General features: G+C 61.9%; 14 protein-coding genes and 1 pseudogene. 4 read left to right on the plus strand and 11 right to left on the minus strand.

Features of this window, described 5'->3' with window-relative positions; all coding sequences use genetic code 11:
* Window positions 1-21: 21 nt before the first annotated feature.
* From AC57B6_RS33090 to AC57B6_RS33115, 6 genes are all read right to left on the minus strand, one after another.
* Window positions 22-702, minus strand: coding sequence for a deoxynucleoside kinase (locus tag AC57B6_RS33090; RefSeq protein WP_028198826.1), 681 nt, complete (start codon window positions 700-702; stop codon window positions 22-24).
* On the minus strand, window positions 699-1,247 hold the full coding sequence (gene folK, locus AC57B6_RS33095; RefSeq protein WP_028198825.1) for a 2-amino-4-hydroxy-6-hydroxymethyldihydropteridine diphosphokinase: 549 nt from the start codon (window positions 1,245-1,247) through the stop codon (window positions 699-701). The genes AC57B6_RS33090 and folK overlap by 4 nt, the downstream gene beginning before the upstream one ends.
* 48 nt (window positions 1,248-1,295) lie before the next feature.
* Window positions 1,296-2,876 carry a polynucleotide adenylyltransferase PcnB gene (pcnB, locus tag AC57B6_RS33100; protein WP_496422904.1) on the minus strand — a complete coding sequence of 527 codons (1,581 nt, stop codon included), beginning with the start codon at window positions 2,874-2,876 and terminating at the stop codon, window positions 1,296-1,298.
* Entirely contained in the window at window positions 2,873-3,559 is a 687-nt protein-coding gene (locus AC57B6_RS33105) for a histidinol-phosphatase (protein WP_028198823.1), read from the minus strand. The genes pcnB and AC57B6_RS33105 overlap by 4 nt, the downstream gene beginning before the upstream one ends.
* Window positions 3,552-4,346 (minus strand): DnaA regulatory inactivator Hda, encoded by a 795-nt coding sequence (gene hda / locus AC57B6_RS33110; protein WP_496422905.1) that lies wholly within the window; start codon window positions 4,344-4,346, stop codon window positions 3,552-3,554. The genes AC57B6_RS33105 and hda overlap by 8 nt, the downstream gene beginning before the upstream one ends.
* 82 nt (window positions 4,347-4,428) lie before the next feature.
* Window positions 4,429-5,505: an AI-2E family transporter gene (locus AC57B6_RS33115; protein ID WP_028198821.1), complete on the minus strand. Its 1,077-nt coding sequence runs from the start codon at window positions 5,503-5,505 to the stop codon at window positions 4,429-4,431.
* Between the two features lie 160 nt (window positions 5,506-5,665).
* Between AC57B6_RS33115 and purM the strand changes: the two genes are divergently transcribed.
* The gene (purM, locus tag AC57B6_RS33120; RefSeq protein WP_496422906.1) at window positions 5,666-6,721 is read left to right on the plus strand and encodes a phosphoribosylformylglycinamidine cyclo-ligase; all 1,056 of its coding nucleotides are present in this window, start codon (window positions 5,666-5,668) and stop codon (window positions 6,719-6,721) included.
* Between the two features lie 68 nt (window positions 6,722-6,789).
* Here the strand turns inward: purM and miaA are convergent, their stop codons facing one another.
* Together miaA and mutL are read right to left on the minus strand one after the other, a co-directional pair.
* Window positions 6,790-7,746 (minus strand): tRNA (adenosine(37)-N6)-dimethylallyltransferase MiaA, encoded by a 957-nt coding sequence (gene miaA, locus AC57B6_RS33125; RefSeq protein ID WP_030102029.1) that lies wholly within the window; start codon window positions 7,744-7,746, stop codon window positions 6,790-6,792.
* Window positions 7,747-7,789: 43 nt separating this feature from the next.
* Window positions 7,790-9,829, minus strand: a complete 2,040-nt coding sequence (gene mutL, locus AC57B6_RS33130; protein WP_030102028.1) for a DNA mismatch repair endonuclease MutL — start codon at window positions 9,827-9,829, stop codon at window positions 7,790-7,792.
* A 263-nt stretch (window positions 9,830-10,092) separates the two neighbouring features.
* On the opposite strand from mutL, the gene AC57B6_RS33135 reads away from it, so the two are divergent.
* The gene (locus AC57B6_RS33135) at window positions 10,093-10,764 is read left to right on the plus strand and encodes a DedA family protein (protein ID WP_496422907.1); all 672 of its coding nucleotides are present in this window, start codon (window positions 10,093-10,095) and stop codon (window positions 10,762-10,764) included.
* 124 nt (window positions 10,765-10,888) lie between these two features.
* Here the strand turns inward: AC57B6_RS33135 and AC57B6_RS33140 are convergent, their stop codons facing one another.
* Together AC57B6_RS33140 and AC57B6_RS33145 are read right to left on the minus strand one after the other, a co-directional pair.
* Complete coding sequence (locus tag AC57B6_RS33140; RefSeq protein ID WP_028198816.1) at window positions 10,889-11,701, minus strand: mechanosensitive ion channel family protein; 813 nt, start codon at window positions 11,699-11,701, stop codon at window positions 10,889-10,891.
* 193 nt (window positions 11,702-11,894) lie between these two features.
* Window positions 11,895-12,266, minus strand: a complete 372-nt coding sequence (locus tag AC57B6_RS33145; RefSeq protein WP_028198815.1) for a hypothetical protein — start codon at window positions 12,264-12,266, stop codon at window positions 11,895-11,897.
* Between the two features lie 259 nt (window positions 12,267-12,525).
* On the opposite strand from AC57B6_RS33145, the pseudogene AC57B6_RS33150 reads away from it, so the two are divergent.
* Window positions 12,526-12,783: pseudogene (locus tag AC57B6_RS33150) on the plus strand (inositol monophosphatase family protein); the annotation flags it as partial.
* A gap of 167 nt (window positions 12,784-12,950) precedes the next feature.
* On the opposite strand, the gene AC57B6_RS33155 reads toward AC57B6_RS33150, so the two are convergent.
* Window positions 12,951-13,703 (minus strand): hypothetical protein, encoded by a 753-nt coding sequence (locus tag AC57B6_RS33155; protein ID WP_496422908.1) that lies wholly within the window; start codon window positions 13,701-13,703, stop codon window positions 12,951-12,953.
* A gap of 97 nt (window positions 13,704-13,800) precedes the next feature.
* Here AC57B6_RS33155 and AC57B6_RS33160 point away from each other — a divergent pair, with 97 nt between their 5' ends.
* Window positions 13,801-14,115: a hypothetical protein gene (locus tag AC57B6_RS33160; RefSeq protein WP_496422909.1), complete on the plus strand. Its 315-nt coding sequence runs from the start codon at window positions 13,801-13,803 to the stop codon at window positions 14,113-14,115.
* Window positions 14,116-14,121 lie beyond the last annotated feature (6 nt).

Here is a 14,121-nt window from a genome sequence, read left to right on the forward strand (position 1 = left end):
GAAAAAGAGGGGGCGCGCCGCTTAAAGCGACGTGCCTTTGACAAAGAATTCCTTGCGTCCGCGCATGGTTTCAATGCGTTCGGCGAGTAGCGCAAGGTCCGCGTCCGAGTCGAGCGGATTCAGATGTTCAGCATTGACCGTCAGCACGGGCGTGCGGTCGTAGTGATAGAAAAACTCGTTGTAGGCGTCGCAGAGCGCGTGCAGATACGCATCGGAAATCTGCAGTTCCATGGGCACGGCGCGCTTCTGGATGCGCGCGAACAGTACTTCAGGACTGGCTTGCAGGTAGACCACGAAATCCGGTGCCGGCGCGCTGACGTCGAGTCGCGCGGCGAGGGCGCGATAAAGCTGCCACTCATCTTCCTGCAGCGTCAGACGCGCGAAGATCTCGTTCTTCTGCGTCATGAAATCGGCGATAAGCGGTGTGCCCGCCACATGCGCGGCCGCGACCTCCTGGGCCTGCTGCGCACGCTGCAAGGCGAAGTGCAATTGCGCGGGAAGCGCATAACGCGCGGTGTCGCGATAAAAACGTTCGAGAAAGGGATTGTCTTGCGGCCGCTCGAACAACTCCTGCATCGACCAGCGCTGTGCGAGCCGCCGCGCGAGCGAGGTCTTGCCGACGCCGATCGGCCCTTCGATCGCGAGATAGCCAAACGGCGGCCGCAATTGCGGGGCGGTGACGGTAAGTGGCGGCGAACTCATTCGCAACGTCCCTTGTCCGCGGCGGGGGCGCCGGCAGTCAATGCATTGAGCATTGGACACTGACAGGGCCCTTTGACCTTTTCGATGCGTTGATCGCGGACACCTTCGAGCAGTGCTTCGGCACGGCCGTGTTGCGGAATGATCAGCGCCGGGTCGATCTCGACGAGCGGGACAAGTGCAAAGGCGCGCTCGATCAAACGCGGATGCGGCACGATCAGATCGGCTTCGTCGATCGATTGATCGCCGTAGAGCAGGATGTCGAGATCGAGCGTGCGCGGTGCATTGCGAAACGGCCGTTCCCGGCCGAACTGATGTTCGATCTTGTGGCACAGCGCAAGCAGATGCCGCACGGGGAGCGTCGTATCGACCTTCACGACGCAGTTGAAATAGTCGTCGCCGCCCGCGTCGATCGGGGCAGTACGATAAAAGCTCGACTTCGCGAGCACGGTGATGGTGTGCTGTTGGGCGAGACACACCACCGCGTCTTTCAGGGTCTGGCGCGCGTCCCCGAGATTCGCGCCGAGGCCGAGATAAGCAACCGTCATGGCATAACTTCCTGCAACTATCGTTCGACGGCCTCAGCCAACGCCGTGTCAGTCATCGTGCGAGCTGTCATGGCCCGCCTCGTTGGCTGCGCGTTCTGGCGAACCGCCCTCCATTCCGTCGCCCGGTTTGCGGGTTCTGGCGCCACTGCTGCGCCTCCGTCGTTTTCTGGGGCTCCGGTCCTTCCCGCCTTGCGTGAGCAGAGTCTCACGCGCAGCGACGTCTCCTTCAATGAACTCCGTCCACCACGCACCGACCGACTCATCGAGTTCGCCCGATTCGCAGCGCAACAGGAGGAAATCATACCCCGCTCTAAATCTTTGGTGTTCCAGCAGCTTCAGCGCACTTCTTCCCGAGCGTTTTTCAAGGCGCAACTGCAGGCCCCAGATCTCACGCATGTCGGACGAGAAGCGCTTGTGAATCGCCAGTTTCTCGGTTTGCATGTCGAGGACTTCGTCCATCGCGCGATGCAGCGCCGGCACCGGATATTCGCCGTTTGCTTCAAATTGCTGCCAGCGCGTCTGCACGTCGTGCCACAGCAAGGTGGCAAACAGGAAGCCCGGCGAAACCGGCTTGCCGGCGCGCACCCGGGCGTCTGTATTGGAGAGCGCGAGCGTGATGAATTTCTCGCCGATCGGTTGTTCCAGCACGACGTCGAGCAGCGGCAGCAGACCGTGATGCAGGCCTTCCTGGCGCAGACGTTTCAAACAGGCGAGCGCGTGGCCCGACAGCATCAGCTTGAGCATCTCGTCGAACAGACGCGCGGCCGGTACGTTGTTGATCAGATCGGCCATTTTGACGATCGGCGCGCGAGTCGTGTCTTCGATCTCGAAGTCGAGCTTGGCGGCGAAACGCACCACGCGCAGCATTCGCACCGGGTCTTCGCGATAGCGCGTGGCCGGGTCGCCGATCATGCGCAGCAGACGCGCGCGCATGTCGGCCATGCCGTTGTGATAGTCCAGCACGGTTTGCGTGGCCGGATCGTAGTACATCGCGTTGATCGTGAAGTCGCGGCGCGTGGCGTCTTCGTGCTGCTCGCCCCAGACGTTGTCGCGCAGCACGCGGCCGCTGGCGTCTACCGCATGGGTGCGGCGGTCGAGTTCGTCGCGCTTCAGGCGGCGCGGCGGCGCCGCGTCGGCAGCAGGCGGGTCGACCAGCGCACGGAACGTCGAGGTTTCGATGATTTCCTGGCCGAACTGCACGTGCACGATCTGAAACCGGCGGCCGATGATGCGGGCGCGACGGAACAGTTTCTGCACCTGTTCGGGCGTGGCGTCGGTCGCGACGTCGAAGTCTTTCGGCTTGATGCCGAGCAGCAGATCGCGCACCGCACCGCCGACGATAAACGCGCGATGCCCCGCTTCCTGCAGGCCCTCGGTAACGCGAATCGCGTTCCGTGAGATCAGCGACTGATCGATGCCGTGCACGTCGTGCGGAATGATGACCGGCACGTCGGGGTCCCGCACGGTTTTGACGACGGGGCGCGCCGGTTTGCGGCGCGTTTTGCCGGCGCCGGATGTATTGCGTGCCGGCGATTCACCGGCTTCGTCTGCTTCGGCTGCGGCGGGCGAGGCGTTGTCAGCGGGCGCCGAGTCCTGGCCGAATAGCTTGCGGATAAGTTTTTTGATCACGAGGGTTGAAAGAGTTCGAGGATGCGCCAGCCTTTGGCCTGCGCATGGGCGCGCAATGTGTCGTCGGGATTGGTCGCGATCGGATCGGTGACCTTTTCCAGCAGCGGGATGTCGTTGTGCGAGTCGCTATAGAAATAGCTGTGCTCGAAATCGCTCCAGGTCTTGCCGAGCGATGCCAGCCACGCTTCGGTACGGACGATCTTGCCTTCCTTGTAGCTCGGCGTGCCGGTAGGGCGGCCGGTGTACGGCGAATGCGGCTGACCGTCGACGGTTTCCGCCTCGCAGGCGATCAGCGCGTCGACGCCGAACGCCTGAGCGATCGGGCGGGTAATGAATTCGTTGGTGGCGGTGACCACGCAGCACAGATCGCCGGCTTCGCGGTGCTCCCTGACCAGCTCCAACGCGACTGGAAAGATCGCCGGCGTGATCACTTCATGCATGTACTGCGCGTGGAGATCGGCAAGCTGGGCGCGCGTGTACTTCGATAGCGGCGTGAGCATGGCGATCAGGTAAGCGTGAATGTCCAGCTTGCCGGCTTTGTAGTCGGCGAAAAAGCGGTCGTTTTCACGGGCGAAGTTTTCCGGGTCGACCATGCCTTGTTTCACCATGAAGCGGCCCCATTCGTGGTCGCTGTCGGTGGGAATGAGCGTGTGGTCGAGGTCGAAGAGTGCGAGGTTAGCCATGGGGGCCTATTTTACTTGAAGCGGCGTCGGGGGACCCGGATGAGGCGGCGGCCGACGCGGATGCAGCCGATGAGGCGGGCGCGCCGCGCCGGTCGTCGGCCTCGGGCGAGGCCAGCATGGTGCGCAAAAGCGGCAGCGTGACCGCGCGTTTCTGTTCGAGCGAGAAGCGGTCGAGTGCGTCGAGCAGGGCCATCAGGCTCGGCATGTCGCGGCGAAAATGCGTCAGCAGATAGGCGGGGACGTCGTCGGCCAGCATGATGCCGCGCTCGCGCGCCGCGTGTTTGAGCACCGCGGCTTTGCCCTCGTCCGGCAGCGGCGCGAGGTGGAACACGAGGCCCCAGCCGAGGCGCGTGCGCAGATCTTCGCGCACCGTCATGCCTATCGGCGGCGCATTGCCCGCGGCGACCAGCGCGCTGGTGGGATGCGCGCGCACTTCGTTGAACAGGTTGAACACGGCGATTTGCTGGGCCGCGGACAGGCCGTCGCAATCGTCGATCGCATACAGCGCGACGCGCGGGTCGAACGTGAAGGCGGCGAGGCTGCTCTGCGGGCCCGCAAAGCGGGCATGGCCCGGCGGCGCTTCGTGAACGAGCGCCTGCAGCAGGTGCGTGCGGCCGCTGCCGGCTTCGCCCCAGATGTAGAAGGTGCGATCGGCCACCGGGCCGGCCGCGAGCGCGTTGTCGAGCTCGCGTAGCCGCGTGACCAGCTCGGCGTTGGCGCCGGCGAAGAAATTGTCGAATGTCGATGGCGGCGGGGTGCCGAGATCGAGCGTCAGTTGACGAAGCACAGTAGGTTAATGCCGAAAATGGGGCTTGGGCCGCAAATGGCCCGAACCTCGGGCCCTGAAACGTCAATGAGCAGTCAGTGACTCAGTTTTTATAAAGCGTGCTCGTCAGATAGCTTTGACGCAACTCGCGCATCGCCACCGACAGAATCGCGCTGACCGGCAGCGCCAGCAACACGCCGAAAAAGCCGAACAGCTGGCCGAACGCGAGCAACGCGAAGATAACCGCGAGCGGGTGCAGGCCGATCCGCTCGCCGACGAGGCGCGGCGTGAGATAAAAGCTCTCCACGATCTGGCCGACGCCGTAAATCAACGCAACCGCGCCGAAGCCATACCAGTCGCCGAATTGCAGCAGCGCCGCGAGCAGCGCGAGCGCAAGCCCGGTCGCAAAGCCGATGTACGGGATGAACACCGCGAGGCCGGTGAAGATACCTACCGGCAGCGCGATCTCGAAACCGGCGATGGTCAGCGCAATCGCATAATAGACCGCGAGCACGCCCATCACGAGCAACTGGCCGCGCAGGTATTGCGACAGCATCTGGTCCATGTCGCGCGCGAGTTGCAGCGTCTTGTCGAGCCAGCGGCGCGGCACCACGATCTGCACCCGCGCGAGCATCCGATTCCAGTCGTACAGCAGATAGAACAGCACAAGCGGCACCATCACGAGGTTACCGACCACCGTCATCATGACGTTGCCGCTGGTGCGGATCGAGGTCCATGCATACATCGCGACCTGTTGCGCGCTGCCTTCGAGCTGCCCCATCACGAGATCGCGAATACTGGCGAAATCGAGCGAGTCGGCGAGACCGAGCCATGCAAGCTTGGGTTGCAGCCACGCGCTCACATGCGCAAACAGCACGGGCACCTGCTGTTTCAGCTGCGGGCCTTCTTTCTGGATGACGGCCAGCACCAGCAGCACGAGCATTGTCATCAGCAACGTGAACAGCAGCATCATCAGCAAGGCGGCGAGTCCGCGCGGCACACGCCGGCGCACCATCCACGCGACGCCCGGCTGCAGAATGTACGCGAGAATCGCGCCGAGCAGGAACGGCGTGAGGACCGGACTCAGGAGCCAGAGCAGAATACCGACAACCAGCGCGATCGCCAGCCAGATAAAGGCGCGGCGCTGCACAGGTGTCAGGATCGAGGAGTTCTGTTGCAAAGTTTGTTTCCCAGGTGTCGTCCCGAGCGGAAGATTCAGGATGATTCAAATTCCAGCCAGCCGGCCGGCAACTCGGTGTGGGACCTGAGTAGGCGCTGAAGCGCCAACTCGGGTCGTCATCGGGTAAAATCGCATTTTACCGACCTTCTTGCTCTTCCCCATGAATCAACCCAAATCCGCTCCAGATGCCCAAGGTTTGTCCTATCGCGACGCCGGCGTGGACATCGACGCGGGCGACGCCCTTGTCGACGCGATCAAGCCCTTTGCCAAAAAGACGATGCGCGACGGCGTGCTGGGCGGCATCGGCGGATTTGGCGCGCTGTTCGAAGTGCCGAAGAAGTACAAGGAACCCGTGCTGGTATCGGGCACCGACGGCGTCGGCACCAAGCTGCGCCTCGCGTTTCAACTGAACAAACACGACACGGTCGGCCAGGATCTGGTGGCAATGAGCGTGAACGACATTCTGGTTCAGGGCGCCGAGCCGCTGTTCTTCCTCGATTATTTCGCTTGCGGCAAGTTGGACGTCGGTACCGCGGCAACGGTCGTGAAGGGCATCGCGCATGGTTGCGAACTGTCCGGTTGTGCGCTGATCGGCGGCGAAACGGCTGAAATGCCGGGCATGTACCCGGACGGCGAGTACGATCTGGCCGGTTTCGCGGTCGGCGCGGTGGAAAAGAGCAAGATTATCGACGGCAGCACGATCGCCCCGGGCGACGTGGTGCTGGGTCTGGCTTCGAGTGGTATCCATTCGAACGGTTTTTCGCTGGTGCGCAAGATCATCGAGCGCGCGCAGCCCGATCTGAATGTGGATTTTGACGGCCGCTCGCTGGCCGACGCGTTGATGGCGCCTACGCATATCTACGTGAAGCCTTTGCTGGCCTTGATGCAGCAGATCGCTGTCAAGGGTATGGCGCACATCACCGGCGGCGGCCTGGTCGAGAATATTCCGCGTGTTCTGCGTGAAGGCCTGACGGCTGAGCTGGATCATCGCAGCTGGCCGCTGCCGCCGCTGTTCTCGTGGCTGCAGAAACACGGCGGCGTGGCGGATGCGGAAATGCATCGCGTGTTCAACTGCGGGATTGGCATGGCCGTGGTGGTGTCCGCTGCTGACGCCGATGCGGCAATCGGCCTGTTGTCGGCCGCCGGCGAGCAGGTCTGGAAGATCGGCGTGATCCGCGAAAGCGCGGCAGGCGAAGCTCAGACGTTGGTCGTCTAATCCGCGCCTGACTCAAGGCCGGTCGGCCCGCGCGGCGCACACAAAGAGCGCCGCGCGGGTAAAAAACCTCAGATCATCGCTTCAATCAAGCTCACGGCCTGCGCAGTCGCGCCGGGATCGCAGCAATCCACCACAACCCGCTCCGTCATGCTGCGCAGCCATGTGAGTTGCCGCTTGCACAATTGCCGGGTAGCAAAGACCCCCTTGTCCCGCATGGTCGAATAGTCGACCGTGCCGTCGAGATATTCCCAGGCCTGCCGGTATCCCACGCAGCGCATGGAGGGCATCTCGGGCGATAAATCTCCGCGCTCGCGCAATTTCACGACTTCGTCGATAAAGCCATGGGCCAGCATGGCGTCGAAGCGCTTCTCGATGCGCGCATGCAGCACGCTCCGCTCGGACGGCTCAAGCGCAATCGGCACGAAACGCCAGGCCAAAGCGGCGTCGTCCGTTCGGGCGGGCGCGGCCAGCAGAGCGGACATCGCTTGCCCCGTCAGCATGAAGACTTCGAGCGCGCGCTGAATTCGCTGCGAATCGTTTGGCGCGAGGCGTGCGGCTGTAATGGGATCGGCCGCCGCGAGCCGCGCGTGCAGCGCCGGCCAGCCGTCACGCGCGGCATCGGCATCGAGCGTCGCACGCACGTCGGCATCGGCGGCGGGCAAGTCGTTGAGTCCCTGCGTGAGCGCCTTGTAGTACAGCATGGTTCCGCCAACCAGCAAAGGCAGCCGCCCGCGCGCGCTGATCTCGCCGATCAGGCGCAACGCATCGCTGCGAAACTCCGCTGCCGAGTAGGAATCCGCCGGGTCGACGATATCGATCAGATGATGCGGCGCCACCGCGCGTTCTTCCGGTGTGGGCTTGGCGGTACCGATATCCATCTCGCGATACACCAGCGCCGAATCGACACTGATGATTTCGACCGGTCTGCGTGCGGCCAGCGCCAGCGCGGCAGCGGTTTTGCCGGACGCGGTCGGGCCGAGCAGGCAAGGAACCGGCGCGGGCGTGGGTGAAGTGCTTGAAGTCATGGGCAAGACGGCGCGCGCCGAATGAGCGTAGTCAGGCGCACCGTCATTGGCCGCGCATGAACAGTCGGTCGAGATCGGACAGTGTCAACTGATACCACGTGGGACGCCCGTGGTTGCATTGATCGGCGCGTTCGGTCGCCTCCATCTGACGCAACAGCGCGTTCATTTCATCGAGCGTCAAACGCCGGTTCGCGCGCACCGCGTGATGGCACGCGAGTGTGCCGAGCAGTTCGTGCTGACGCTCGGTCAACACGCGGGAGCCGCCGAACGCGTGCAGGTCGGAGAGTACCGCGCGTGCCAGCGCCTGCAGATCGGCGTCTTTCAGTAGCGCGGGCACTGCGCGGATCGCGAGCGTGGTCGGCGACAGCACGGCGAGATCGAAGCCGAGTGCGTCCAGCGTGTCGCGCTCTTCTTCGACCGTGCCGATTTCGATCGGATCGGCCTGCATCGTTTGCGGGATCAGCAGCGGCTGCACGGCAATCGTACGATCGGCCAGTGCGTTCTTGAACTGCTCATACAGGATGCGCTCGTGCGCGGCGTGCATGTCGACAATCACGAGTCCGTGCGCGTTTTGCGCAAGCACATAGATACCGTGAATCTGGCCGAGGGCGAAGCCGAGCGGTTGCTCATCCGAGGCATTGAAAGCAGGCGACGCGTACGGTCCCGAGGTGTTGTACGGGGACGGCGTTTCCGCAGCCGAATCGCGCGCTTCGAATAGTGTCGCGCCTTCCGCCGTGCCGGCGTTCGTGTCCCTGCGGCCGAACAGTGCGTCATAGAAGGCCAGTGGCTGCGCGACCGGCAACGTGCCCTGCGTCATGCGCGCCTGACGCATCCAGGTATTGCCGGGCTGCGAGGCGCCGAATCCGCCTCCCGCCGCACTACCAGGCGCGCCTGCCCCCGTGCCGAAGCCCACGCCGCTTCCCGCACCCGCACCGCCCAGCGGCGTAGCGCCGAACGAAGCCGGTCCGCCCGTCGCCGCTTCGAGATGCGCCGCATGCCCACCGGCGGTAGTTTCCGGCGACGCGCCCGCGTGCCGCGCCAACGCGCGCTGCACGGCATGGAACACGAACTGGTGAATCGAACGCGAATCGCGAAACCGCACTTCGATTTTCGACGGGTGAACGTTTACATCGACGGCTTCCGGCGGCAAATCGAGAAACAGCACGTATGACGGATAGCGATCGCCGTGCAGCACGTCTTCATAGGCGGCGCGCACAGCGTGCGTGAGCAGCTTGTCGCGCACGAAGCGGCCATTGACGAAGAAGTATTGCTGGTCCGCACGCCCGCGGCTCGCGGTCGGCAGCCCCGCGCAACCGTAGACCGCGAGCGGTCCGGCGGATTCGTCGAGCGGCAGATGCGCCGTCGCAAAGGTTTCGCCAAGAATCTTCGCGACCCGCGCGGGCGGCTCGCTGGCATTCCAGTGTTCGACCGCCTTGCCGTTATGCAGGACCGAAATCGCCACGTCCGGCCGTGCCAGCGCGGCGCGGCGAATCTGTTCGAGGCAATGGCCGAGTTCAGTCTGCTCGCTTTTCAGGAATTTGCGCCGTGCAGGCGTATTGAAATACAGCTCGCGGACTTCGATCGTGGTGCCTTGCGTGCCGGCGGCGGGGCTCAGCACGCCGGTTTGCGCGTCGACACGTACGGCGTGCGGCGCGTCGGCCGTGCGGCTGGTGATGCTCATTTGCGCGACGGACGCAATCGACGCCAGCGCTTCGCCGCGAAACCCCAGCGTGGCAACCGCTTCGAGTTCGGCGAGCGAGCGGATCTTGCTGGTTGCGTGACGCATCAGCGCGAGCGCGAGCTCGTTTTCGGGGATGCCGCAGCCGTCGTCGGTGATTGAGATGCGTTTGACGCCGCCCTCGTCGAGCAGGATGCGCAGCGTCTGCGCGCCGGCGTCGAGCGCGTTTTCCAGCAATTCCTTGACCACCGAGGCCGGCCGCTCGACCACTTCGCCAGCGGCAATCTGGCTGATCAGTTGATCGGGCAGGGGCTGGATCGCCCGCAACGGGCGTGGGGCGGGCGCGGCGGCGGAACCCGTGGCCGCATCGGCGGTGCCGGCAGGTGTTTCGGAGAATTCTGACATGGCGAAATTATAGCGATTCGGCGCGGGCAGGCCGGGTGCGGACCGAAGGCGCGGTTCGAGGTGCTCTTGGGCCGCTGCCACTGAACTGCCGCACGGTAGCGAAATCGGTCCCGCACGGCAGATTTTTAATCGCATCCGGGCACTTTCGGTATCATGACGCGGTCAGTTTCCGGCGGCGAACACGCGTTCGCCGCTCAGCATCCGCAAGGCCGCTCGAGCGGCCATTCCTGCCACGCTCACATTCGCTCAATAAAGGACGCTTTTTGGACACGCTGCTGCAGTTCGCCAATCTTGTTTTGCACATCGACAAGTTTCTGGGAGTCTTTATTCACGAGTACGGCGCCTGGGTCTATGCGGTGCTGTTTCTGATCGTATTCTGCGAAACCGGGCTGGTTGTTCTGCCGTTTCTTCCGGGCGATTCGCTGCTGTTCATCGGCGGCGCGTTTTGCGCGACCGGTGAAATGAACCTCGGGTTGCTGATCGTGCTGCTGCTGGTTGCCGCGATCGCCGGCAACACGGTGAACTATATGGTCGGACGGGCCATCGGGCCGCGGGTATTCAATTCACATATCCCGCTTCTCGAGCGCTTTCTCGACCGTGCCGCGCTGCAGAAGACGCATAACTTCTATGAAAAGCATGGCGGCAAAACTATCGTGCTGGCGCGCTTCATTCCGGTCGTGCGGACATTCGCCCCGTTCGTTGCCGGCGCATCGGAAATGACAGTTAGCCGGTTCCAGTTGTTCAACATTCTCGGGGCGCTTTTGTGGGTGCTCCTGCTCGTGTTGCTCGGCTACTTCTTCGGCAACATTCCGTTCATCCGGCAGTATCTGAACCTGATCGTGCTGGTGGGTATCGGCGCGGCCGTGGTGCCGGTTGTGATTGGCGCGGTATGGAAGATGACGCGCAAGAACACGTCGAAGGCGGGCACCCGCTGACTCTGCGGCTCGCACCGGGCAGAAGAACAAACGGCGTCGCGAAACTCGCGACGCCGTTTTTTTTTTGCAGGCCTCATCTCAGCGAACGTCAACCTCCATCCAGCGGCCTGAACCCCAATCGGGCTCAACTGACTATGCGCGGTGCAAGCGGTGTTTCCGGTGTCGGATAGCCCGCCTCCCTGAAGGTCTGGATGATCGCGCGGTTGGTGTCGAAGTAGACCTGCCAGTAATGGTCGGTGTGCGTGTAGGGCCGCACGCACAGCAACGGTCCTTCAGGCGTGAAGCTCAATACTTCGATATCCGGAGCAGGACTTTCGGCCACGTTCGGAATTTGTGTAACGGCCGCCTTGAGCCGGTTCATCGCATCCGTAGGATCGACGCCGTTCGCGATCTTCGCGGTCAGTTCGACGCGCCGCACCGGCAATGCGCTGTAGTTCGAGATGGTGTCCGAAAAGATCTTGTTGTTGCCGATGATCGTTGTCACATTGTCGGGCGTCACGATGGTCGTGCCGAACAGCCCAAGTTCCGAGACCGTGCCTGTGACGCCGCCCGCCATAACGAAATCGCCCACCTTGAACGGCCGCAGCACCTGCATGAAGATGCCTGCCGCGAAGTGGGCAAGCAAACCGCCCCACGCAGTGCCGATAGCGAGACCGAGGCCGGCGAGCAAGGCGGCGAACGAGGTCGTCTGAACGCCGAATACCTGCAGGATCGCGAGGATCAGCAGCAGGTTCAGCAGTGCGCCGAGAATCGAGCCGAGGTAGTGAGCGAGGGTTGGATCGACCCGGCCGTTTTTCGACAGCAGCTTGCGAAGCAAGCCGGTGATCAGGCCAATGACCCAGCGGCCAACGATCCACAACACGATCGCGCCGAGTACCTTGGTGCCGAGGTCGATGCCTCGGGTCATGATGAACACGCGTACGGTATCGAGATCCAAGATGTTCCTCGTTGGTTAAGTTGCCTTCGACTGATTGAACGGCGGGAGTGCAATACAGCGGCAAATGCCCGGTGACGGGCGCAAACGGTAACTCTCGGTCTTCGGAAGTTATAGGCGACGGCGCGCCCATACGCAAGGTCCGTTCCTGACGACGATGCGCATTGCGTGACGCACGAAAACAGTTCGTGCGGCGTTACATCGGCAGATGGGATTCGGAATACGCAGATGTGCGAATGACCAGCGTGTTGTTGTCTGTTTTGGCATGACGGGCGCGACGCGTTACATGCTGCCATGCCAGAGCGGCAATGGCTGCCACCACATAAGCGCTGCCGCGTTCGAAGAATGCACTCGACGAGCTGAACCTGCCGTAGCGGTTCTGCGCATCGGCGAACACGAGAAAGGTCAGTGCGGCGTCGAGCAGCAGCGCCGTTGAAGCCAGTGCGACAAAAACGTGCGGACCATTGAGTGTGGCGCCGGGTACGAGCCGGTTGCACAGAAGACACACGCTCAGCACGATGGCCAGCAAAACAAGGTTCGAAATAAGGCCGAACAGAAAATTGGTCATGTCGATGGAATGAAAGCGCGGAGCGCTGCGGTTTTGCCAGAGCGTCTGCTCACGCGGAATGGCACCGTGAGCGGAATCGGCGGCGATCATTGCATGTCTTCACGTCTCAATAAATATCAATGTTCGGAGTCCGTTGTATCTCAGTCGATATCGAATAGGCACGTTGTAGGAAGAGTCTCGGGGCTGTGTGCGGTGTGGCGGTCTGTGTTGTGAGAATGTTTCCCACGTGGGCGCTTCTGAAGCCTGAGCCTCGCCGAGTCGGACCGTTGCAGGTGCGCTCGATCTTGTGGATGTCGCGGCCGGCCGCCTCGACGGCTTCTTCGAACAGGGATCAAGCGCGTGGGATATGGCGGCCGGCAGCCTGCTGATCACGGAAGCCGGTGGGCTGGTTGACGACTATGCCGGCGGCGCCGACTTTCTGCGCGTCGGCGAAATTGTCGCGGGCAACCCGAAGCTATACGCGCAGATGGTGCCGCTGCTCGTCGGGTACAGCCGTACGAAACAGGGATTGCACTGAGGTTGCGTGCGGAGCGTGGGGCGTTGGCCTCGTTGACCTCACAAAGAAAAAGGGCTCAGCTTGCGCTGAGCCCTTTAAATCTTTGGTAGGCCGTACGGGATTCGAACCTGTGACCAACGGATTAAAAGCCAGATCAAGCGTACCTGATGATACTGGTAATTGCTTGATTATTCAATGGATTTCATTGCTGGTGATTGCTGGAAATTACTGATGCTGTCCGTTACATTCCGGCGAAATTCCGGCAGAGCCTCAGGGGCGACCTGGCGAATAAGATTTTGGGCGTGGGTGTAGTACCGGTCTATCGCCAGACGGTGTCTATGTAGAAATATGAAGTCCTCAATCGGGACGTTTGGATGAATGCCGATGGTTTCACGGTTCCATGGCTCAGGTAGTATCCCCCTGTCCCAGAGGATACCCCATTGCCAAGCATACATATTGACCAACTTGTCTTGATCGTGAAGGTTGGACAAGTCGATTGTGCCCAGCCTGTCGTAGGTTGGCCAGTCGAACTCATACCCGAGTTCCAAATAACTGGGATCGGCATCCCGGTAGTTCGCTTTCTCACGAGGTTCGTCCATTTTCAGATTGAGTGCGTGGTATAGATATTCAATACCATCCTCAACCTCCGTCAGCGGTTTAATGTTTTCTATGATGACTTTATGAGGCGGTCGGCGAAGCAGTTTGGCGACTCGATTTTCGAGACCCTGAATTGCCGCCGCTTGAGGTGCGCGTGTGTTTGCCCTTTCGAGGGGATACAGGGAGTACCGATGGCTGGTTCCGTGCTGTAATCCAAGTGCGTCATCCAACTTTGTGTAGCTGCTGATTCCAGAGACATCACGTGCCTCACGGATCAGCGTTGCTGCAAAACGCCTGAGCGCTTGACGAAGAACTCGCCCGTTATTTTTTCCGACGTTTGCCATTGTAGGTTGCTTCTCAAAAACTGGCCGTGGAGGACATTCCAGAAAGATTCTAGATTATTTACGCGTACTGGACGCGACTGGTGATTTCGGAGGTGGAATGGAAACGGATTTTCGGGTGGTATTCGCCAAGATGGACCCTCAAGCGATTGTCGTGGCTGATGAACTGGCTGTTTTGCTGCAGCGATCTGCCGGAGCTGTCGCTGTACTTGCACATCGTGGTCGTTTGCCGCAGAAGGCATTTCCGCAGGAGCGGAAATTGTGCTGGTTTGTCGGCGACATTCGTGACTGGCTTGCAACGATCAGGGCTGAGCAGTCGAAACCTGTGAGTTCCTCTGTCATTGCCGCGCCTGCGGCTGGTGCGGTGAAAATGGAGCCCCGCCGTATTGGCCGCCCGCGTTTTCGTGACCAGTGAGCGAGG

The sequence above is a fragment of the Paraburkholderia sp. BGA-UO-ETr-F12 genome (assembly GCF_059567945.1).

What these genes read in the sequence shown, in the direction of transcription:
- AC57B6_RS33090 (WP_028198826.1), bottom strand. Translation starts at nt 702, where the DNA reads ATGAGTTCGCCGCCACTTACCGTCACCGCCCCGCAATTGCGGCCGCCG.
- folK (WP_028198825.1), bottom strand. Translation starts at nt 1,247, where the DNA reads ATGACGGTTGCTTATCTCGGCCTCGGCGCGAATCTCGGGGACGCGCGC.
- AC57B6_RS33105 (WP_028198823.1), bottom strand. Translation starts at nt 3,559, where the DNA reads ATGGCTAACCTCGCACTCTTCGACCTCGACCACACGCTCATTCCCACC.
- purM (WP_496422906.1), top strand. Translation starts at nt 5,666, where the DNA reads ATGAATCAACCCAAATCCGCTCCAGATGCCCAAGGTTTGTCCTATCGC.
- miaA (WP_030102029.1), bottom strand. Translation starts at nt 7,746, where the DNA reads ATGACTTCAAGCACTTCACCCACGCCCGCGCCGGTTCCTTGCCTGCTC.
- mutL (WP_030102028.1), bottom strand. Translation starts at nt 9,829, where the DNA reads ATGTCAGAATTCTCCGAAACACCTGCCGGCACCGCCGATGCGGCCACG.
- AC57B6_RS33145 (WP_028198815.1), bottom strand. Translation starts at nt 12,266, where the DNA reads ATGACCAATTTTCTGTTCGGCCTTATTTCGAACCTTGTTTTGCTGGCC.
- AC57B6_RS33155 (WP_496422908.1), bottom strand. Translation starts at nt 13,703, where the DNA reads ATGGCAAACGTCGGAAAAAATAACGGGCGAGTTCTTCGTCAAGCGCTC.
- AC57B6_RS33160 (WP_496422909.1), top strand. Translation starts at nt 13,801, where the DNA reads ATGGAAACGGATTTTCGGGTGGTATTCGCCAAGATGGACCCTCAAGCG.